The organism is Thiocapsa rosea, assembly GCF_003634315.1.
GTDB lineage: Bacteria > Pseudomonadota > Gammaproteobacteria > Chromatiales > Chromatiaceae > Thiocapsa > Thiocapsa rosea.
Window position 1 is genome coordinate 2,268,735 of record NZ_RBXL01000001.1, and the last position, 18,965, is coordinate 2,287,699.

Sequence of the window (18,965 nt, forward strand, 5' to 3'; positions counted from 1 at the left end):
GACTCGACGATGATTGGAGGTGGCGCGGTTTAAGATTCTAAAAAAGATAAAATTTTAAACCGCGTCTCCACCGAGGTCGGTGAAATCCCCAAGACCGAATACAACACGACAATGACGCATGGCGCTCTAGACGCGGTTTAAAGGGTGTTTTGCGATCGCGCCCTTGAGCGCGGCCTCGCGACCCAGTGCGAAAGCCTGGTCGTTGACCTTGTGGAGCTTCTCGGCCAGATTGGCGTAGATGGCTGCCATCCAGTGCTCCTGCGGGATGTCCAGCACCGTGGAGACGGCGCCGAGCAGGGCGACATTGAGGCTCTTCTTGTTCTTCAGGGCGCCTTCCGACAGCAGGCTCGGATCGATCAGGACCCCCCCGGCGCGCAGCATCGGGCGATTGATCTCGATCTGGGTGGCTTCCAGGACCAGCAGGACGTCCGCCTCCCCGGCCGGGACCATCGGGCTCAGGACCTGCTCGCCGTAGCGCACGTCGCTGCTGACCGAGCCGCCGCGCTGGCTCATGCCGTGCAGCTCGCTCTTCTTCACATCGAATCCGGCACGAAACGCCGCCTCGGCGAGCATGTCGGAGGCCGTCAAGACCCCCTGGCCGCCGAGTCCGGCGATGACGATGTTCTTCACCTTCTCCATCAGTGTCTCTCCGATCTGAATTCAGTCCGCGACATCCGCGGAGCAGGTGTGCCCGCGCGCCGACTCGGCCGCGGCCTTGTCGTAGAAGCGGATCTTGGGTGCAGCCAGGACGCAGGGTTGACGGGTGATCAGGAGCGAGGTCTCGGGTTTGGCGAGTAGCTCGGCAATGACATCCTTCAGCGATACGCTCTTGTCCGTCGTCTCCACGACCTGCACGTTCTGCACGCCCATGGCGCGCGCGATACCCTCGAAGCTCATCTTGTTGGTCGTGGAGTGATCGAGCAGGCGTCCCGTGCCCGGATGCTCCTGAAGACCGGTCATCGCCGTCGTGCCGTTATCCAGGATCATCACCAGATGGCCCGTCGCCGGTGGGTTGTAGACCATCTCGGCGATCCCGGTGAGGCCTGAATGCACGAAGGTCGAGTCCCCGATCACGCTGACCACGCGTCGCGCCTGCTCCTCGGGCAGCACATGACGCAGGCCCAAGCCGACGCCGATGCTCGCGCCCATGCAGACGCAGGTGTCCATCGCCGAGAAGGGCGGCAGAACGCCGAGCGTGTAGCAGCCGATGTCGCCGGAGACGATACAGCCGAGCTCCCCGAGCGCTTGGAACACCTCGCGGTGCGCGCAGCCCTGACAGAGCTCGGGCGGCTTGCCCTTGGGCGGGACGGGCTCCGGGCTGGTGTCGCCGGCCAGGATACGGCGCACGCGTGCGACATCCAGCTCGCCGAAGCGATACATCTCGGGCTTGCCTTCGGCCGCGATGCCGGCGGCGCGAAGCTCGTCGACCAAAACGGGATCACCCTCATCGACGACGAGGAGACGCTCCACCCCTGCGGCGAAGGCGCGGATGCGCTCCAGCGGCAGAGGGTAGGTCATGCCGAGGGTCAGATGGCTTGCTTCCGGGGCGGCCTCGCGCGCATGCACGGCACAGATCCCGGTCGAGATGACCCCGAGCTTGGAGTCGCCGACATCCAGCCGGATCGGGCCCTCGGCCTCGTTCCAGGCGGCGATCTCGGCAAGCTTGGCGCGCAGGCGATGATGTGCCGGCTTGGCGTACGCGGGGATCATGACGCGTGTCGGGATCTTGCGCTCGAAGGAAGGCTCGGCCACGTCCGAGACCGGCGCACGCGGCACCACGATGGTCTTGGAATGACAGACCCGCGTGGTGATCCGCAGCATGACCGGAATCTTCCAGCGCTCGGAGATCTCGAACGCGAGCAACGTGAAATCGTACGCCTGCTGAGAATCGATGGGCTCGAGGGTCGGAATGGCCGCGGCGCGCGAGTAGTGCCGGTTGTCCTGCTCGTTCTGGCTGGAGGCCATGCCCGGGTCGTCGGCGGAGACGATCACCAGGCCGCCCTCGACATCGGTGTAGGTCGCGGTGAAGAGCGGATCGGCCGCGACGTTCAGGCCGACATGCTTCATGGTGACCAGGGTCCGTGCCCCGGCGAAGGCGACCCCGAGCGCGACCTCCAGCGCCACCTTCTCGTTCGGCGACCACTGCGCGCGTCCGCCGAGGCGGTCGAAGGTCTCCAGGATCTCGGTCGAGGGTGTGCCGGGGTAGCCGGTCCCGAGGCGCACCCCCGCGTGGAGGGCGGCTAGGGCCACCGCGTCGTCACCGCTCAATAATTGCCGTTCTGGGGTCGTCATCGTCGACTTACTCTCTAGTCAGGGCGTCACCAATCCCACATTATCCGCATCATTGTTGCCCTGCAGCAAGCCGAATGGATCAATTGCCGGGTCGTTTCGTCGGTCCGGCCGAGGCAGGTTTCAGCGCGGTTCGGGATCATCGAGCTGAGATCGGCCTCGCCGGTCGTCAGGACGGTGGAAGAGGACGACTGCAAGTCGTCCATCCCGGGGGCGTGACCGGGTTGGTCGGGTCGTCAGGTGCGCGTCACAATAGACTCGGTCGCTCCGGACCACTTGGACGCGGATCTTCTTTTCAATTGATCGGGAGCATCGCGATGCAAAAGGGCCTATTGATGTCGTTTCCGTTGATCCTTGCGGCAACCGCCGGCTTTGCGCAGGAGGGCGTGCAGGACGCCGACATCGCCGAAGCGAAGGCGCTGGCGGAGCGCTTTGGGACAACGCTGCAAAAGGAGCTGAAGGCCGCGATGACGGATGGAGGCCCTCAGAACGCGGTGAAGGTCTGCCGGGAGCGTGCACCCGCGATCGCGGCCGAACTCTCAGAGGAATCGGGCTGGACGGTGGGCCGCACCAGTCTGAAGCTCCGCAACGCCGAATTGAACGCGCCCGACGAGTGGGAGCGCGCGGTGTTGGTTCGGTTCGACGAGCGCAAGGCGGCCGGCGAGGATGTCGCGACCATGACGGTCGCCGAGGTCGTCGAATCCGACGACGGCAGTCGCTTGCGTTTCATGAAGGCAATTCCGACCGTTCAGCTCTGCCTTTCGTGCCATGGCAAGATCGTGAATGCCAACGTGAGCGAGGCCCTCGCGGAGGCGTACCCCGAGGATCAGGCGCGAGGTTATGAGGTGGGCGACGTTCGCGGTGCATTCACGCTTTCCACGCCCCGCTGACCTGTAGGGACTGCCGGAGCGAATAAATTCGCCCCTAGTGCAGCACGGAAGATCTGTCGAGACCGTTCATAGTCGTTGTCGTGGTCGTATCGATGGTCGACAACGACAACGACAACGACAACGATTGGGGCTCGGTGCTCAACTGATTTCCGACAGGTTACCTATGCCGGCCCAGATCCCTTCTCGAAAATGAGCTAACCGCGACGCGCCACTAGGGTCCGCCCGTCGTCGGCCTTCAGGATCAAGGCGCCTGTCGGATCCACGTCGAAGCCTCTGATCCGAGCAAGCAGATCGAGGACCGTGCGCTCCTGATCCATCAAGGCGGGCGCGCAGGCCATCATGGTCGTGGCCGTGAGCCCGAGTGTCAGCGTCTCGCCGGTGAGGGTGTAGTCGCCCTGATAGGTATTGCAGGAGGCTTGACCCCACAGACGGCCGTCGGCGCCGAAGTTCAGCGTGACGCGGGAACGGTCGATGATGCCGCCGCTGCCGATGTCCTCGACGACCCATTCGGGTCCTTGAAGCAGTGTGGCCGGGTCACCGCCGCATCCGTCGAGCCTGCGATCGTCAAGCCGGATCTCGACCGTCGCCGGGTGCGGCATGCCGCTCATGGTGTCCACACAGGGCCGATCGAAGATGCTGACGACGAGGTCGCCGTCTTCGATCAGATTGCGATAGCGGCGCCCGTCCTCGAGCAACTCCTGCTCGGTCAGCGCGACGTCGATGCGGGTCTCGCCGAGATCCGTGATCAGCACGACCCGCTTGTCGCCGACCTCCAGGTTCCAAAAAGGCTCGTTGCCGGTGGCGCGAAACGGCATCGTCGCGGCCTCGACCGGGAGACATTCCGGATAGGCCCTGCCCGCGATCTCCAGCATCCCGCGATCCCCCTTGCCCCAGAAGGAGGTGGTCGGGTCCGCGAGGGCGACATAGCGCGCGCCGGAGGCCGACACCGCTTGTCTCAGATCGAAGGTCCGGTCGCCGACCCGAAGGCGCATGCGATCCTCCAGAAAGCCGACACGGATCGGCTGATCCCCGCAGATGAACTCGCTCGCAAGGGAGATCGGCTCGTAGGGACGCATCAGGATGGTGCCGAGATCGAGCGACTCGACCGACGGATCGAGCGGGACCTCGTCCGTGACCCAGGCCGCCAGATCACCGGACAGGACCGCGCCGCGAACCAGATAGGTCTGGTCCGGGAGCAGTGCCGCGCGCTCGACGACGAGCGCGAAGGGGATCGGGACCTGGCGGCCGTCCAGGGCGATCCGCTGCTCGGCGACCAAGCGCCCGCCCGGCACCCTCGGATCGCTAAGCTCGATGATCGCGAGGGCGTCCGGCGGCAGGGCGATGCGGGCCAGGTAGCTCAGCTCGCCCGTGATTTGAAGGCTCGGCTCGGTCTCGGCGGCGATTGCGGTGTGCAAACCGCCCCCGAGCGTGAGCCAGGACAGGAAAAAGGTGAGCAAGCGCGAGCGGATCGAGGACATGGTCGGTCTCCCTGGCGTGATCTGGGCTGTCTCGGGCGGCTCGGGCCTTCATGCCTTCGGGCCGCGTCGCCGATTTTGCCTGTGATAGGCTCAGGGGACCAGCGCAACGGCCTGTATGGGATTGGGTCCGTGGGCCAGATCGGCATCCACCGCAGCGAGGGCCTCTCCCAAGATCGACGGGTCACGCAGCACCCGCTCGATCAGTACGGCCAAGTCGGCGCGATGGATGAATCCGTGGATCGCGTGATCGGCGCAGAGGATGCCGCGTCCGGTCGCGGGCTGCGATCGCAGTCCCCCGGGGCGCAGGATGCAGTAGGGTAAGCCGCTGCGTCTGAGATGGTCTTCGGCACGGGTCTTGGCATCGACGACCGCCCCGAAGGCGGCGATGGCGGCCTCCGAGCGATGGGGCGCCATCTCGCCGCAACCCATGGAGGTGACCAGGACGAAGCGCTCAGGCGGTCGTGTCAGGGCGGCATCGACCAGCGCGATGTTCCCGGCCTCGTCGATCCATCGCCCGTCCGGGGCGAGCCCCGCCAAGGTCGAGACGATCCGATAGCCGCTCGGGGCCAGCGCGAGTGTCGCCTCCAGCGCGGCCGGATCCATGACGTCGCCGTGGACCAGCTCGACCCCCAGCGCGTCGAGCTCGGCGCGACCCGTTTCGCCGCGCAGCAGGGCGATCACCGGCACGTCTTGCGCGCGCAGGAGTCGGGCGAACTCCAGTCCGGTCCCGCGGCTCGCCCCGAAGATCACGACGGGTGGTGCGCTCATGCCGATGCCGCCGCCGCGAGCCGCGAGCGTAATTGCTCCCAGCGCTCGACCTGTTCGGGGTTCAAGCGTCCCTCGGTGTCGCGTCCGACGAACACCTTGAACATGCATCCGCCTTCCTGATTCAGGAACTGCACCGAGACGCTGTCCTTGCCCATGAAGGGTCGCCGCACGAAGGCGACGGCGCCGCAGCGCTCGGCGCGGATGTGGCCGCTCAGGCCCGTCTCGGCCTCCAGGTTGTAGAAGCCGGAGCCGAAGCGGCCGGGCGGCAGCGGTCCTTTGACCTCCATGACCAGATCTTCGGTATGGACGATGACGACCAGGTCACCCCAATCGGTCATGTCGGCCATGGCGTCCCCGAAGCAGCTCCCGGGCAATTGGGTCTGCATGTCGTCCGGGAGGCAGGTCAGCGCCCCTTGATAGGAGACGCCATGCTGGCGCGCGAGTGACTCCAGGATCACGCCGGGGTGCTTGGCCAAGGCTTCGCGCACGGAGGCCAGCTCGGGTGTTGCGGTCATGTCTGTTCTCCTCGTTTCGGAACTTAAACCGCGCCCAGCGCGGTATGCGTCGTGTGTTGGATTGGCTTGGCCGCGCCGGCTCCGATCATTGCCGGAGCCGGCGCGGTTTAAAGTATTAAAAAATAGAACATTCTAAACCGCGTCCCCGCGAAGGACCGTGGATGCACCCTACGTCGAACTCACGCGAAAGTGAGCATCTCGCTCTGGACGCGGTTTAAGGCACGCAGAAGATTGGGGCTCCAGAATCGCCCCGCGGTCGTTAAGTGGATCAAGGACCCGTCGCGCCGCAGCAGGCCGGCCTGCGCCCATTGATCGAAGAGCGGCTCGAGGGTCGGCAGGAGCCCCGGCGCCTCTACCGCCTCGATGTACGACAGGTCCAGGCAGCCGATCTCGATGCCGCCTGCGATCCGATCGCGCAGAGGCGCAAGCGCATCGGCGACATGCAGCGTGCCGAGCGGCTTGTCGCCGCGCCGGATCGCCTCGCGGTAAGGATCCAGGTCGGCCGTCAGGCTATAGCTGTATCGGCCGATCGACCCGCCTGCGCCTGCACCGTAGGCGAGGCAGTCTGCCCCTCGCTTGATGAGTCGGTTGTAACGATTGCGCTCGCTGTGCGTGCGTGCCCAATGGCTGTTGCTGATCTGACGCCAGCCCAACTCGGCCAAGGCGTCGGCTCCGATCCGGTAGAGCTCGCCCTGTTGCGACAGGTCGGCGGGCGCGGCGATCTTGCCGTGCTCGATGGCCTGCTGCAGCGGGGCGCCTCGGATGAGGTTAAGCGCGTACAGATCCACCCCGTCCGGACCCAGCGTATGGCAGATTCGTAGATCCTCGGACCAAATCTCAGGCGTTTGGTCCGGAAATCCGTAGACCAAGTCGAGCACTACAGTGGCGGCGCGGCGTGCGATCAGGTCGCCGAGGACACGTTCGGCCTGCGCTCCGGATGCCTGGCGGCCCTGGCGTCGGCGAACCTCGGTATCGAAGGTCTGCACCCCGATCGAGAAGCGGGTCGCGCCGCCGGCCAAACAGGCATCGATCATCTCGGGGGTGAAATCCTTGACCCGGCCCTCGACCGTGACCTCGCAGTCCGGTGCGAGGGGAAGCTGCCGGCTCAGGGTCTCGAGGATGCGTTGGATGTCGACGGGGGCGAGTGCGGTCGGTGTCCCGCCACCCAGATAGACCGCCTGGATGGGGCGCGCGCCGATCCCGGGCGCCTGCGCCTCGCGCCGGATCTCCTCGATCACGAGGTCCGCGAAGGCGGGCGAGCCACCGTCGCGCAGGCGATGCCGATAGAAGCCGCAGAAGAGACAATGATTGGTGCAGAAGGGGATATGCACGTAGGCCAGACGCCGGTCACGCGGTGGCTCGACGCCCTCGATCATGCCTTGCCAAATGCCGCCGATCTCTTCGTCGGGCACCGGTGTCTTGGTGGCCCAGGGCATCATGGGGCGTCGTGCCGGGAAGGCGTCTTTGATCGGATCGCCGGACACCCGGGCGAAGTGTTCCGTGACATCGATCATTGCATTCATGCCGCCTATCGCCTGATCGGATCTCGCGTCTCGACTTTCGCCGCCCTGCGGGCGAGTCGGGTCGGACGCGAGATGTGCTCAAAGGACGTGCTGGCGATGCGCGACGAACGCGAGGCTGGCGATTCTAGACGCGGCAAGCAGACCGGATGGATCGGTTGCCGTGTTCCGACAAGAGCCTGCACAAACCGCCATGCCGATGTCAAGTCCATGCGGTCCTTCGCCCTCAGCACCGATCAGATTCAAAATCTCTCACGGAGACACGGAGACACGGAGACACGGAGACACGGAGACACAGAGACACGGAGACACGGAGACACGGAGACACGGAGACACGGAGACACGGAGACACGGAGCGCATGCAGGAAACATTTCCGATTCTCCGTGCCCTCTGCGTCTCCGTGAGAGACATTTCGAGCTGGAACCAGGGTCCGGCGTTCACCGATAGGTAGCAAGCGTCCTTCGAGAGGCGTATCCCTGATTGCCGCGCAATCCCTGTCCTTGACTTTTAAATGAGAACCATTACTATCCGAGTCTCGTCCCGGGTGGGGCGTCGATGTTTCAGCCACCGAGGCCGAGGGCCAAGGTAGCCAGCGCTGTTGACTGATGGTCTCAGGAGGCTGGCTTGTGGTTGATCGAATATCTCGGGCGACAATCGCCCGTCCTCTGGGCCTTGCGCCCATGCTCGTCCTCATCGTGCTGCCGTTGACCGATCGGGCCGACGCCCAGACGGGCATCTCGGCCGTGGAGCTGTCGCAAATCCGGGTCACGGCCGCCAAGAGCGACCGCGACCCCTTCACGATCGCCGAGTCGGTCAGCGTGATCGGCCGGGAGCAGATCGAGGCCGAGCAGCCCTCCCGGCTCGGCGACCTGCTGCTCGACCTTCCGAATGTCGACATCGGCGGCGGACCGCGCGGCGCCGGACAACAGGTCGTCATCCGCGGTTTGGGCGACGAGCGCATCCTCTTCCTGCTCGACGGTGCGCGTCAGAACTTCGATCGTGCCCACAATGCGCGCGTCTTCATCGATCCGGATCTGCTCAAACAGGTCGAGGTCTTGCGCGGACCCGCGTCGGCGCTCTGGGGGAGCGGTGCGCTCGGCGGCGTGGTGGCGCTGACGACGGTCGATGCGGCGGACCTGCTGCGTCCCGGCCAGACCGTCGGCGCACGGGTGCGGGCGGGCTATCAGAGTGCGGATCGCCAGTGGCTGACCGGGGGCAGCGCTTACGGCATGGTCGGCGAGAATCTGGGTCTCTTGGCGGACATCAGCTATCGTCACGGACAGGACGTGCGACTCGGCGACGGCTCCACGCTCGAGAATTCCGCCTTCGAGACGCTGTCGGGTCTCGGGAAACTGACCTGGACGCCGGCGCCGGATCACGAGGTGGCGGCGACCTTTCAGACCTTCGACGAGCATGGCGAGGTGCCCTCGAATCCGCAGATCCGAGGCACGGCCGATAACCTTGTCGATCGCGATACCCGTCAGAGCAACCTCTCGCTGCGTTATGCCTATGCGGCGAGCGACAACCCTTGGGTCGACATCTCCGCGCTGGTCTACACCAATTGGACCGACATCGAGGAACGGCGTTTGATAGACCGGCGCCGCGACGACACCGAGCTGCAGACGACGGGTTTCGACCTGCGCAATCGGTCGGTGATTCGGGGGCCGGCCAACCTGCTGCATGATGTCGTGGCCGGGGTGGACTATTACCAAGACACTGCCGAGTCGCGTCGCGACGGTCAGCCGCGTCCTTCTTTCCCGGATGCCGAGCAGGATGTCCTTGGCCTCTATCTCCAGGACGAGATCAGCATCGGCGAGCGGGTCATCCTGGTGCCCGGGCTGCGCTGGGATCGCTACGAGAGCCGTTCGAGCGGCGATGTCGCGGAGGATCAGAACGACTCCAATCTGTCCAAGAAGCTGGCGCTCACCTTTATGGTCACGGATTGGCTGAGTCTGGTCGCCGCCTACAACGAGGCGTTTCGAGCGCCGAGCCTGGGTCAGTTGTTCGTCTCCGGGGTCCATTTCACCTGCGGTCGCGGTTGCGCCAATGTCTTCGTGCCGAATCCGGACCTCAAGCCCGAGACGGCGCACAACAAGGAGATCGGGGTAAGGCTGCGTCGGGCGGGGCTCTTCCAGCCGGGCGACGAAGGGCGCGCGAGCCTGAACCTGTTTCGCAACGATGTCTCGGACTTCATCGAGCAGCTGGTGATCTTTGCCCCCCGCCCGATGCCCGGCAACCCGGGCCCCGGCGGGGTGAGCTATTTCGAGAACGTTCGCGATGCGCGCCTCGAAGGGTTCGAGGCCGAGCTGGCTTACGAGGCGCCCCGTTGGTTCGCCCGTGCCGGCTATGGACTCACGTTCGGGGAGGACATGGATACGGGCGACCCGCTCGGCGGAATCCCGGCAAACGAGCTGATCCTCGGCGCCGGGGGGCTGGTCCCCTCGCATGGCCTGTCGTTCGGTTGGCGGGGTCGGTTCGTCGCCGCACAGGACCGCGTGCCCGCCGGGGTGGAGGAGTCGTCCGCGTATGATCTGCATGACCTCTATCTCACCTGGCAGCCACCCGGGGTCAAGAATCAGGCACTCCGCCTGGACTTCGGCATCGACAACCTGATGGATCGCGCTTATCTCCCCTACCTGTCGGCCATCGAGGGGCCGGGGCGGAATGTCAAACTGACGATGGCGGTGAGCTTTTGAGCCGCGTTCGGCGCCCAACCGAGTCGAGTCCATGGCGAGAGATCCGATGACCAATTCGACAGCCGCACCCCCTGCACCCGATCTCGCGCAGGTCTATGCGGAGGTGCTGCGTTTTCGCGAGGGATTCGCAACCCTGCTGATGGCTACCGTCGATCCGGAGGGTGAGCCGGACGCGAGCTACGCGGCCTATGTCGAGGAGGCTGGCGACTTCTACGTCTTCGTCAGCGAGCTGTCCGTCCACACCAAGAACCTGCTGGAGTCCGGGCGCGTCAGTGTCCTCTTCATCGAAGAGGAGGCATCGGCCAGGCATCTCTTTGCCCGGCGGCGCCTGACCTATCGGTGTCGGGCCGAGGAGGTCGCGCGCGGCTCGATCGGCTGCGAGACCATCCTGGAGCGATTCGAGCTTCGGTTCGGCGCCTTGATCGCCACCTTGCGGGGTCTGCAGGACTTCCATCTCGTTCGGCTGCGCCCCGAAAGCGCGCGTTACGTCAGCGGCTTCGCCAAGGCATTCGCCATCGACGACGTGCAACTCGCCGAGATCCGCCACATCCGGGATCAGGGCCACCGCGCCGGCGACGCCGCAACGCGCTCGGCCTTCACCCGACGTCTCGTTGATCCTGCGGAGGAATCCGATGTTTAGACATGCCATGGTGACCGGAGCCCTGTTGTTCGGTCTGCTGGGTCTGGCCGACCAACCGCGCGCGGCCGAGCCGCAGCGGATTGTCTCCGTCGGCGGGGCCTTGACCGAGATCCTCTTCCGGCTCGATGTCCAGGACCGCTTGGTCGGGGTGGATACCACGAGCCAATGGCCGAGCGAGGCCGAAGCACTTCCGCAGGTCGGCTACCAACGCGCGTTGGCCGCCGAGGGCCTCCTCTCGCTCTCGCCCGATTTGGTGCTGGCGACCGAGGCGGCAGGACCGCCGGCCGTCATCGAGCAGATCCGCGCGACCGGTGTCGAGGTGCGGATCATCCATGGCGATCCCTCGCCCGAGGGACTGGTCGAGAAGATCCGGGCGGTCGCCGAGGCCGTCGGGCGTCCGGCCGCCGGGGCGGCCTTGGCCGAGGAGGTCGCCGAGAAAATGCGCCGGGTCGAGGCCCGTCTCGGCGAGGTCTCGGACAGGCCCTCCGTGGTCTTCCTTTTGAGCGCCGCCCGCGGCTCGCCTATGGCTGCCGGGCGCGACACTGCGGCCGATGCGGCGATCCGTCTCGCCGCCGGATTGAATCCGCTCGCGGCCGAGATGGTCGGCTACAAGCCGCTCAACACCGAGTCGATGATCGGTGCCGCGCCCGATGTGATCCTCCTGACCGATCGGACACTCGAAGGTCTAGGCGGGATCGAGGGCGTTCTCGCCCTGCCCGGGGTGTCCCTGACCCCGGCCGGTCGTCATCGGCGCATCGCCGCCATGGACGATCTCTATCTCCTGGGCTTCGGCCCGCGCCTGCCGGCCGCGATCGCGGATCTTGCGGCCGAGCTGCATCCGCGGCTTGCTCCCGAGACGCGCTTGGGACTGGGGCGCATGGATCCGAGTCGATGAAGGCGCGGGCGCTCGCCCTGCGATTCGGTCTGGTTACGGGCAGCGGGACGGATCCCCGGATGCGCTTCGGGCGCGCGCCGCTGGTCTTGATCGGACTGTCCTTGGGGCTGGCGCTCATGTCCATCGTCGCGCTGTCGGTGGGTGCGGTCGAGATCGCACCCACCCGGGTCATCGCCATCCTTGCGCACGGTCTCGGTCTGGATCTGCCATGGGCCTTCGAGCCCGAGCAGGCCGCCGTTCTCGGGGCCATCCGCGCCCCGCGCATCCTGCTCGCGATCCTGGTCGGGGCGGCCCTCGCCGTCTCAGGTGCAGCCATGCAGGGGCTGTTTCGGAACCCGCTTGCGGATCCCGCCTTGCTCGGGGTCTCGGCGGGCGCCGCACTGGCCGCCGTGTCGGTCATCGTCCTGGGCGCGACGCTGCTCAGCGGTCTGACCCGGATCCTGGGAACGGCGACCCTGCCGATCGCGGCCTTCGGTGGAAGCCTGGTGGCGACCCTCCTGGTGCATCGGCTGGCGAGTCGCGACGGCCATACCGCGGTCGCGACCCTGCTGCTCGCCGGCATCGCCATTAATGCGATCGCCGGCGCGGCGACCGGCGTCTTGACCTTCGTCGCGGACGACAACCAATTGCGTACCCTCACCTTCTGGACGATGGGAAGCCTGGGCGGAGCGACCTGGTCGACGGTCGCGGTCGGTGCGCCCCTGATCCTCGCGGCGATTGTCTTGATCCCTCTGCACGCCCGCGCGCTGAACGCCATCCTGCTGGGCGAGTCCGAGGCGCGTCATCTGGGTTTCGAGCCGGAGCGGGTCAAGACCCTGCTGGTGATTCTGGTCGCCCTGGCGGTCGGAACGGCGGTGGCGCTGAGCGGCATCATCGGGTTCATCGGCTTGGTGGTTCCGCATCTGCTGCGCTTGACCATCGGGCCGGATCATCGCTGGCTCCTGCCCGGATCGGCCCTGCTCGGGGCCATCCTGCTGCTCGGCGCCGACCTGATCGCACGCACGCTCGTGGCACCGGCCGAGCTGCCGATCGGCATCGTGACCGCATTGCTGGGCGGACCCTTTTTCCTGTGGCTGCTGGCTTCGCGCCGGGGACGGGGGTTCTGAAACGTGGCGGTCGCCGCATGTTGCGCCGACGCACCCGATCGGTCTGCCCCGATCCATGCGGGGCGCTCGACGCCGACGTGCACTCACCAATTCTTGCCGTATTTTGTTGAACCGCGTCCAGCCAATCGCTGCGGATGTGTGGCGTGGCCGGACGCACCTCAAACCATCCATGTCACTCGGGACGCGGTTCAATGCTGAAGGGTGAAGAGATCGGGGTTCGGATCGGCACGCATCGGCTGCTCGACGGCGTCGGTTGCGTGGTCCGGCCCGGCGAGCTGGTGGTCGTGCTCGGACCTAACGGGGCAGGCAAGAGTACCCTGCTGCGTGTGCTCTCGGGCGACCTGACGCCGACGACCGGGGCGGTCTCGCTCAACGGGCGTCGCCTTCGCAACTGGAGCCCTCTGATGCTCGCGCGGCAACGTGCGGTGCTGCCGCAGCAGAGCGCCTTGAGCTTTCCCTTTAGGGTCGAGGACGTGGTTCGCATGGGCCGCAGCCCGCATCGTGCGGTGACCCTGGTGCGTCAGGAGGCGATCGTCCGCGAGGCGATGCGACGGGCCGACGTGCTGCATCTTGCCGGGCGGCTCTATCCGAGCCTCTCGGGGGGGGAGCGGCAACGCGTCCAGCTCGCCCGAGTCCTCGCGCAGATCTGGGAACCGACCGACTTGGGTCCGCGCTATCTCTTGCTCGACGAGCCGACCTCGGCACTGGATATCGCCCATCAACACCAACTGCTCGAGATCGCCCGCGAGATGCTTGCCGGAGGCGAGCTGGGGGTGCTTGCGATTCTCCACGACCTCAACCTGGCGAGTGCCTATGCCGATCGCATCCTGCTGCTGAAGGATGGCCGTGTGGCGGCGGCGGGTTCGGTGGCGGAGATCATGGATCGCGGGCACCTGGAATCGGTCTTCGGCATCCCGGTGCAGACACTCGAGCATCCGAGCCTCGCGGGTCGGCGATTGGTGATTACCGGGAGCGGCGCCTCCTGAGCGTCGGCGAAACCCATCCTCTAAACCATTGCGCTGCCGGGTTTCGCTCCGATGTCCTTGGCGTGGGCTGGATCGGTTGTTTTTGAATCGTTTCTTACTGACTGCCGGCTCTTCGCACGGCCCAGGCCACGTCCGCCGCTTGGCGGTTGCCGGCGACATCATGCACCCGAAAGACCCTCACTCCAGCCAGAACACCGATGGTCGTGGTCGCGCAGGTTGCGGGCATGAGTGCGGTGAGATCGGGCTCCCGACAAATGGTGCTGAGGAAGCGCTTGCGGCTTGCCCCCAGCAGCAGAGGCGGTCCGAGGCGGACCAGCTCGCCCAACCCGGCCATCAGCGCGAGGTTGTGCTCGAGCGTCTTGCCGAATCCGATGCCCGGATCGGTCAGGATCCGCTCCTGCGCGATCCCCGCGGCCAACGCCGCTTCGATACGCTCGGCGAGAAAGGCGCGCACCTCTGCAACCACGTCGGCATAGCGCGGATTCTGCTGCATGACGTCCGGCATTCCTTGACGATGCATCAAGACGATCGGCACGCCCCGACCCGCCGCCAGGGCGAGCATGGCCGGATCGTCGCGTCCGGCGGAGGTGTCGTTGATCCAATCGGCACCGGCGTCGAGCGCGGCCTCGGCGACCCGGGCCGAGGTGGTGTCGATGCTGATCGCGGTGCTGCTCGGCACGCATTCGCGCAGGCGCTGGATCACCGGGATCACCCGGCGCTCTTGCTCCGGAGCGGGTACGGGCTGTGAGCCGGGCCGTGTGGACTCCCCGCCGATGTCGATGATGTCGGCGCCCTCGTCGATCATCGCGAGGGCGTGTTGCACGGCAACGGCGGTTTCCGAGTAAAGGCCGCCGTCGGAAAAACTGTCGGGCGTCACGTTGAGGATGCCCATGATGAGGGGGGGCGTGTCGTGCCCCGGCGGCGTGCTGTTCATCATGCAATGCATCTGGCGGACTCCGGTCGATTGGTTTTGACCTTGCGCGGGGGATGCGTGCATGATCCCGACGCGTTGCGCGGCCGTTGAGCATCGCCGCCGGGTCTCGTTCGGCGGGTTGCGCCTGCGGATATTTCCGGCGGATCTCCCTCGAAGGATAACCCCGACTCGGCCTCACGCATCTATCGGGATCTCGGGCCGGGACCGGAACGAAGCCCGCGTCGACGAGCAAACGGAAAGGGTACCGAAATGAGCAGTGTCAGGCTTGGTTTGATCAGCGCCGTCGCGAGTATCGCGCTGGTCGCGGGTTGTGCGACGGGTGGGCAGTCGGGCAACTTGCCGACCGTGACCAACCCAACCGAAGCGGCAAACATCACGCTCTATCGAGACGGATCGCTGGCGGGTTGGTTCGCCACCATGCGCGTCGATCTCGACGGCCAGGAGATCTATCGCATCGGGCGCGACCAGGCGTTTTCCTTCACGGTGGATCCGGGACAGTACCTGCTGGTCTACACACTCGGCTTCAACGAGTGCCGCCTGGTGATTTGGGCCGAGCCGCGGGAGAATCAGCGGATACGGTTGTCGCCGACCTGTACTTAAACCGCACTTAAACCGCGTCCCGGAGCGATCCTCCAGGGTCGAGCGGGATGCACCGTTGGTGGATTCCATGAGGGCTGTGACGGACGCGGTTTAAGGAGATAAAAATAACTGATTTGGTATGGGTTTATCGGGTTGGAGTGGGGCAGGCCCGGTAGGTTGCGCTGACGATGGGAAGCGCAACGTCCGCCCACGGTTGCTCTTGCTTCGCACGTCTCGGCATAACCGACGCCCTGATCGGATCGAATCGGGTAGGGTGGACAAGCGCAGCGCAGTCCACCAACGCCGGCGCAGGGCTCGGTGGACTGCGCTGCGCTTGTCCACCCTACCGGGCTGCGGCATCCACCGTAAGCCGGCCCGGCAAGTTGGGCATTGCATCCGACCGACCGGAAGCGATGCCGACAATCGCCGCGAAGCGGCGACACCCCCGGGATCGACGACTTGCAGTCGTCTTCTTCCGCCGTCCTGGCGGTCTGGGAGGTCGGGCTCGGCGCGACATCCCGAAAACCGCGTTGAGCTGCAGGTGCGAATTAATTCGCACGACATGCCGGAAGCTCCTTTCCCGAAAATCACCTGAGCGGATTACCGGAAAACTCCATACCCGTAGGTTATGCTGACGATAGGAAGCACAACTTCCGGCGACGTTTGGTTGTGCCTCGCACGGCCTTGACCATCGTCTGGTCCAGCTGCTGGCAATCCTTGCGTCGTCAGGGCTTCCAGCCCTGATTCCGTCAGGCCAGGATGGCCTGACGACGCATTCGGTGGCCGCTGTGGGCGAAGGGATGATCGAGGCCCCTCGCACGGCTCGGCACAAACTAAGGCCTGCGGCAATACGCTCGCGCCCACGCCCTACCCGGGACTACGCGCCTTCGCTTCGCTCTCCATGGCGCGCAGCGGTCGTCGAACCGTCGCGATCGGGGTGAGTTTCTGACTCGCATTATTCGAGAGAGCAATTCGGACTTTGAGCAATTTGCTTCGGATATATGAGCGGGCAACCAATGTCATTGTTCTGCCGTTGGCAGAATTTGCCATTATCCAATGGACGGCAATTCTTTTCTTTCTCTACTTCCGTCGGCTCCTGAGAGGGAGGAGGGCTTGGTGTTGGGGTTGGGTTCGGGTTCGGATCAGGACTTCCGCACTTCTCGCCATCCCGACAGGACGCAGGCATATACCGTGCCTCGATATCCGTGCTGTAACAACACCAATCGATCGCACCGCCGCGCTCCGTTGCAGCCAGCATCACGCTCTTGCCCGTGAGTTGCGGGATGGTGTCGTTGAAGGTGACTCTGATATTACCGCCCGCTTCGATCTTGACTGATTTGACGTACTGGCTACCGACATCTACCTCCTTGGAATCATCTACCGGCAAGCCGTCGTGGCTGAATGCGGAAACGACGTCGACCTTGGCCGCCGACGCAAAGCCGAGCCCTTCGCTGACCTTACTGCGAACCGTATAGTCCTGATACGCCGGCAGCGCGATGGCGGCGAGGATGCCGATCACGGCGACGACGATCATGATCTCGATCAGGGTGAAGCCCCGGATCCTTGTCTTGCCGCTCATTCGATTCAGTCCGCGCATGTCGTGCCGCCTCCTCGTAAAACCAGGGATCGTCGATCAGTCCGGCCAAAACACGTTCAGCGCGGTTTGCGAGATCGTCGAGTCGAGCCGACCTCGCTGGCCGATAGGCCGGTCGAAGAAGACGACTGCAAGTCGTCGATCCCAGGGGTTTCTCCGCTTCGCGACGATCGCGAGCGCTACCTTTGGCCGGTCGTATGAACAAGGTCTGGAAGCCGTACTGACGCCGTCGCCCGGATCTCGGTTCTTCGGAAGGCCGCTCGGCGCGTGGGGTAGGTCGCGACACCGCACCAGAGTGCAGCAAGAATGCGACCAAGGTTGCGGGCGTGTGCCGGCTCGATGTGCCCCATGGTTCAAATGGCCGGCCGGTAGGGTGGACGAGCGAGAGCGAAGTCCACCGAGCCCCGCGCCGGCGCTGGTGGACTGCGCTGCACTTGTCCACCCAAACCTCCCCTCAGCGACGTGGCCGGATTCGGTCGCACGGGCGTCGGATGGACAAAGGATGACGGAAAGGACGTTATGCGACGGCGAGCGTCACACGCCAGTCAGCGCTCGCGGCGACTCATTGCGGACCCCTCTCGCTGACCGATGCCTCGAAGGCGGTCGTCGCCGAGTGTGCGTAGTCCTCGCCGGCGCGGCTGACGAAGAATGCGCCGACGCCGAGCGATTCGGCCAGGTTCAGACCGCGCTCGGGCCCGAGAACCATGAAGGTTGTCGCCAGGGCGTCGGCGGTCGCGCAGTCCTCGGTGATGACGGTGACGGATGCCAGGACGTGCGCGACCGGTCGACCGGTGGCTGGATCGATGGTATGCGAGTAGATCTGTCCGTCTTGCTCGTAGAAGTTGCGGTAGTCGCCGGAGGTGGCCATGGCGTCGTCCTCGAGTGCGACGATCCGGTAAACGGTCCGCGCAGTCGCCTCCGGGCGCTCGATGGCGATGCGCCAGGGTTGATCGCCGGGCTTGGTCCCCTTGGCCTTGAGCTCTCCGCCGATCTCGGCGAGATAGGCACTCACGCCGAGCCGGTCCAAGAGGTCTGCGATCTGGTCGACGCCGTAGCCTTTGGCGATGGCGGACAGGTCGACATACAGCTCGGGGTGATCCTTGCGCAGTGCCGGCGGTTGATCGCGCACGTCGAGCTTGTCGTGGCCTACGCGTGCGCGGGTCTCCTCGATCGTCTGCTGGTCAGGAACCCGAAACGGGTGGGCATCCGGCCCGAATCCCCACAGATTCACCAAGGGGCCGACGGTAACGTCGAAGGCCCCGTCGCTCAGCACGCTGATGGATTGGGCGCGGGCGACGAGACCGGCCAGCTCCGGGTCGACCGGAAACCAATCCGTCGATCGGCTTGCATTGAACCGCGACAGCTCCGAGTCCGGGCGATAGGTCGACATTAGGGCGTTGACGGTGTCGAGACGTGCATCGAGCTGCGCTTTCAGCGCATCGGCTGTCAGGTTCGGGGGCAGCTCGACGAGCTTGACGCTGTAGGTCGTCCCCATGGTGCTGCCATGGATCTCGACGAGCGCATCGGGTTCACTGCATCCGCTCGCGAGTAGAACCGCGACGAGCATGAACAGGCAGGTCGATGCTCGGATCTGTGCTGACGGGCTCCAACGCATGCGATCAATTCCGGGTGGGGGCCGTTGCAGCATGCTCCAAACAGGGCAGGGAGATGCCTCGGTCGGCCGGGGTGTGCATCATAACCCCGATGTCCCGGAGTGCATCGGGTGTCGGCTCCGGAGCACCGGCGGTGGTTGAGTTGGGCTCGATCTCATGGGCTGTTCGAGCGGTGGAAGAGGACGACTGCAAGTCGTCTATCCCGGGGGTGCCGGCGCGCGGTTGCGGGGGGAGGATCACGTCTCCAGGCAAGGCCGAGCCGCGACACTCCGGTCGTGTCCCTGGACCTCCGAAACCGACGGGTCCGAGTCTTTTTCGACAATCAGCATCTCGCGACGGAACAAGAGCGGCATCAGCAGATAGGTCGAGGCGACGGCGATGCCGACGAGCGTGAGGTTGTCGATGTACATGGCGATCAAAAGTGATTCAGACGCGAGTGAAATTACTTCAGTACTTTAGCA

The 18,965-nt window shown here is 65.3% G+C and carries 17 protein-coding genes; 7 read left to right on the forward strand and 10 right to left on the reverse strand.

Going from position 1 to position 18,965, the window contains the following annotated elements; all coding sequences use genetic code 11:
• Positions 1–126: 126 nt before the first annotated feature.
• Both BDD21_RS10085 and BDD21_RS10090 read right to left on the reverse strand, forming a co-directional pair.
• Positions 127–639, reverse strand: coding sequence for an indolepyruvate oxidoreductase subunit beta (locus BDD21_RS10085; RefSeq protein WP_120797069.1), 513 nt, complete (start codon positions 637–639; stop codon positions 127–129).
• Between the two features lie 21 nt (positions 640–660).
• Positions 661–2,292: a thiamine pyrophosphate-dependent enzyme gene (locus BDD21_RS10090; RefSeq protein WP_120797070.1), complete on the reverse strand. Its 1,632-nt coding sequence runs from the start codon at positions 2,290–2,292 to the stop codon at positions 661–663.
• Positions 2,293–2,636: 344 nt separating this feature from the next.
• On the opposite strand from BDD21_RS10090, the gene BDD21_RS10095 reads away from it, so the two are divergent.
• Positions 2,637–3,179 (forward strand): Tll0287-like domain-containing protein, encoded by a 543-nt coding sequence (locus tag BDD21_RS10095; protein ID WP_342769599.1) that lies wholly within the window; start codon positions 2,637–2,639, stop codon positions 3,177–3,179.
• A 194-nt stretch (positions 3,180–3,373) separates the two neighbouring features.
• On the opposite strand, the gene BDD21_RS10100 is transcribed toward BDD21_RS10095, so the two are convergent.
• The 4 genes from BDD21_RS10100 to hutW all read right to left on the reverse strand — a co-directional run bounded on the left by BDD21_RS10100 (position 3,374) and on the right by hutW (position 7,463).
• On the reverse strand, positions 3,374–4,657 hold the full coding sequence (locus BDD21_RS10100) for an META domain-containing protein (RefSeq protein ID WP_120797071.1): 1,284 nt from the start codon (positions 4,655–4,657) through the stop codon (positions 3,374–3,376).
• Between the two features lie 90 nt (positions 4,658–4,747).
• Positions 4,748–5,425 carry an SDR family oxidoreductase gene (locus BDD21_RS10105; protein ID WP_120797072.1) on the reverse strand — a complete coding sequence of 226 codons (678 nt, stop codon included), beginning with the start codon at positions 5,423–5,425 and terminating at the stop codon, positions 4,748–4,750.
• Complete coding sequence (gene hutX / locus BDD21_RS10110) at positions 5,422–5,940, reverse strand: heme utilization cystosolic carrier protein HutX (protein WP_120797073.1); 519 nt, start codon at positions 5,938–5,940, stop codon at positions 5,422–5,424. The genes BDD21_RS10105 and hutX overlap by 4 nt, the downstream gene beginning before the upstream one ends.
• Before the next feature lie 179 nt (positions 5,941–6,119).
• Positions 6,120–7,463, reverse strand: a complete 1,344-nt coding sequence (gene hutW / locus BDD21_RS10115; RefSeq protein ID WP_120797074.1) for a heme anaerobic degradation radical SAM methyltransferase ChuW/HutW — start codon at positions 7,461–7,463, stop codon at positions 6,120–6,122.
• A 678-nt stretch (positions 7,464–8,141) separates the two neighbouring features.
• Between hutW and BDD21_RS10125 the strand changes: the two genes are divergently transcribed.
• From BDD21_RS10125 to BDD21_RS10145, 5 genes are all read left to right on the forward strand, one after another.
• Positions 8,142–10,157 carry a TonB-dependent hemoglobin/transferrin/lactoferrin family receptor gene (locus tag BDD21_RS10125; protein ID WP_170164726.1) on the forward strand — a complete coding sequence of 672 codons (2,016 nt, stop codon included), beginning with the start codon at positions 8,142–8,144 and terminating at the stop codon, positions 10,155–10,157.
• A gap of 46 nt (positions 10,158–10,203) precedes the next feature.
• Positions 10,204–10,797 carry a HugZ family pyridoxamine 5'-phosphate oxidase gene (locus BDD21_RS10130; RefSeq protein ID WP_245969512.1) on the forward strand — a complete coding sequence of 198 codons (594 nt, stop codon included), beginning with the start codon at positions 10,204–10,206 and terminating at the stop codon, positions 10,795–10,797.
• Complete coding sequence (locus BDD21_RS10135) at positions 10,790–11,692, forward strand: heme/hemin ABC transporter substrate-binding protein (RefSeq protein ID WP_120797078.1); 903 nt, start codon at positions 10,790–10,792, stop codon at positions 11,690–11,692. Before BDD21_RS10130 ends, BDD21_RS10135 begins: the two co-directional genes overlap by 8 nt.
• Positions 11,689–12,798, forward strand: a complete 1,110-nt coding sequence (locus BDD21_RS10140; RefSeq protein ID WP_120797079.1) for a FecCD family ABC transporter permease — start codon at positions 11,689–11,691, stop codon at positions 12,796–12,798. The genes BDD21_RS10135 and BDD21_RS10140 overlap by 4 nt, the downstream gene beginning before the upstream one ends.
• Before the next feature lie 191 nt (positions 12,799–12,989).
• On the forward strand, positions 12,990–13,784 hold the full coding sequence (locus BDD21_RS10145) for a heme ABC transporter ATP-binding protein (protein ID WP_120797080.1): 795 nt from the start codon (positions 12,990–12,992) through the stop codon (positions 13,782–13,784).
• 94 nt (positions 13,785–13,878) lie between these two features.
• Here the strand turns inward: BDD21_RS10145 and folP are convergent, their stop codons facing one another.
• Positions 13,879–14,721: a dihydropteroate synthase gene (gene folP / locus BDD21_RS10150; RefSeq protein WP_425470280.1), complete on the reverse strand. Its 843-nt coding sequence runs from the start codon at positions 14,719–14,721 to the stop codon at positions 13,879–13,881.
• 246 nt (positions 14,722–14,967) lie between these two features.
• On the opposite strand from folP, the gene BDD21_RS10155 reads away from it, so the two are divergent.
• Positions 14,968–15,318: a hypothetical protein gene (locus BDD21_RS10155; RefSeq protein WP_120797081.1), complete on the forward strand. Its 351-nt coding sequence runs from the start codon at positions 14,968–14,970 to the stop codon at positions 15,316–15,318.
• A gap of 934 nt (positions 15,319–16,252) precedes the next feature.
• On the opposite strand, the gene BDD21_RS10165 is transcribed toward BDD21_RS10155, so the two are convergent.
• From BDD21_RS10165 to BDD21_RS27405, 3 genes are all read right to left on the reverse strand, one after another.
• The gene (locus BDD21_RS10165) at positions 16,253–16,894 is read right to left on the reverse strand and encodes a pilin (protein ID WP_281269150.1); all 642 of its coding nucleotides are present in this window, start codon (positions 16,892–16,894) and stop codon (positions 16,253–16,255) included.
• A gap of 559 nt (positions 16,895–17,453) precedes the next feature.
• Entirely contained in the window at positions 17,454–18,506 is a 1,053-nt protein-coding gene (locus BDD21_RS10170) for an FAD:protein FMN transferase (protein ID WP_120797084.1), read from the reverse strand.
• Positions 18,507–18,740: 234 nt separating this feature from the next.
• Positions 18,741–18,923 carry a hypothetical protein gene (locus BDD21_RS27405; protein ID WP_147431041.1) on the reverse strand — a complete coding sequence of 61 codons (183 nt, stop codon included), beginning with the start codon at positions 18,921–18,923 and terminating at the stop codon, positions 18,741–18,743.
• Between the last annotated feature and the right edge of the window lie 42 nt (positions 18,924–18,965).

What these genes read in the sequence shown, in the direction of transcription:
- BDD21_RS10125 (WP_170164726.1), top strand. Translation starts at nt 8,142, where the DNA reads ATGCTCGTCCTCATCGTGCTGCCGTTGACCGATCGGGCCGACGCCCAG.
- BDD21_RS10170 (WP_120797084.1), bottom strand. Translation starts at nt 18,506, where the DNA reads ATGCGTTGGAGCCCGTCAGCACAGATCCGAGCATCGACCTGCCTGTTC.
- BDD21_RS10100 (WP_120797071.1), bottom strand. Translation starts at nt 4,657, where the DNA reads ATGTCCTCGATCCGCTCGCGCTTGCTCACCTTTTTCCTGTCCTGGCTC.
- BDD21_RS10130 (WP_245969512.1), top strand. Translation starts at nt 10,204, where the DNA reads ATGACCAATTCGACAGCCGCACCCCCTGCACCCGATCTCGCGCAGGTC.
- BDD21_RS10165 (WP_281269150.1), bottom strand. Translation starts at nt 16,894, where the DNA reads ATGCGCGGACTGAATCGAATGAGCGGCAAGACAAGGATCCGGGGCTTC.
- BDD21_RS10085 (WP_120797069.1), bottom strand. Translation starts at nt 639, where the DNA reads ATGGAGAAGGTGAAGAACATCGTCATCGCCGGACTCGGCGGCCAGGGG.
- BDD21_RS10155 (WP_120797081.1), top strand. Translation starts at nt 14,968, where the DNA reads ATGAGCAGTGTCAGGCTTGGTTTGATCAGCGCCGTCGCGAGTATCGCG.
- BDD21_RS10145 (WP_120797080.1), top strand. Translation starts at nt 12,990, where the DNA reads ATGCTGAAGGGTGAAGAGATCGGGGTTCGGATCGGCACGCATCGGCTG.
- folP (WP_425470280.1), bottom strand. Translation starts at nt 14,721, where the DNA reads ATGATGAACAGCACGCCGCCGGGGCACGACACGCCCCCCCTCATCATG.
- hutX (WP_120797073.1), bottom strand. Translation starts at nt 5,940, where the DNA reads ATGACCGCAACACCCGAGCTGGCCTCCGTGCGCGAAGCCTTGGCCAAG.
- BDD21_RS10090 (WP_120797070.1), bottom strand. Translation starts at nt 2,292, where the DNA reads ATGACGACCCCAGAACGGCAATTATTGAGCGGTGACGACGCGGTGGCC.
- hutW (WP_120797074.1), bottom strand. Translation starts at nt 7,463, where the DNA reads ATGAATGCAATGATCGATGTCACGGAACACTTCGCCCGGGTGTCCGGC.
- BDD21_RS10105 (WP_120797072.1), bottom strand. Translation starts at nt 5,425, where the DNA reads ATGAGCGCACCACCCGTCGTGATCTTCGGGGCGAGCCGCGGGACCGGA.
- BDD21_RS10140 (WP_120797079.1), top strand. Translation starts at nt 11,689, where the DNA reads ATGAAGGCGCGGGCGCTCGCCCTGCGATTCGGTCTGGTTACGGGCAGC.
- BDD21_RS10135 (WP_120797078.1), top strand. Translation starts at nt 10,790, where the DNA reads ATGTTTAGACATGCCATGGTGACCGGAGCCCTGTTGTTCGGTCTGCTG.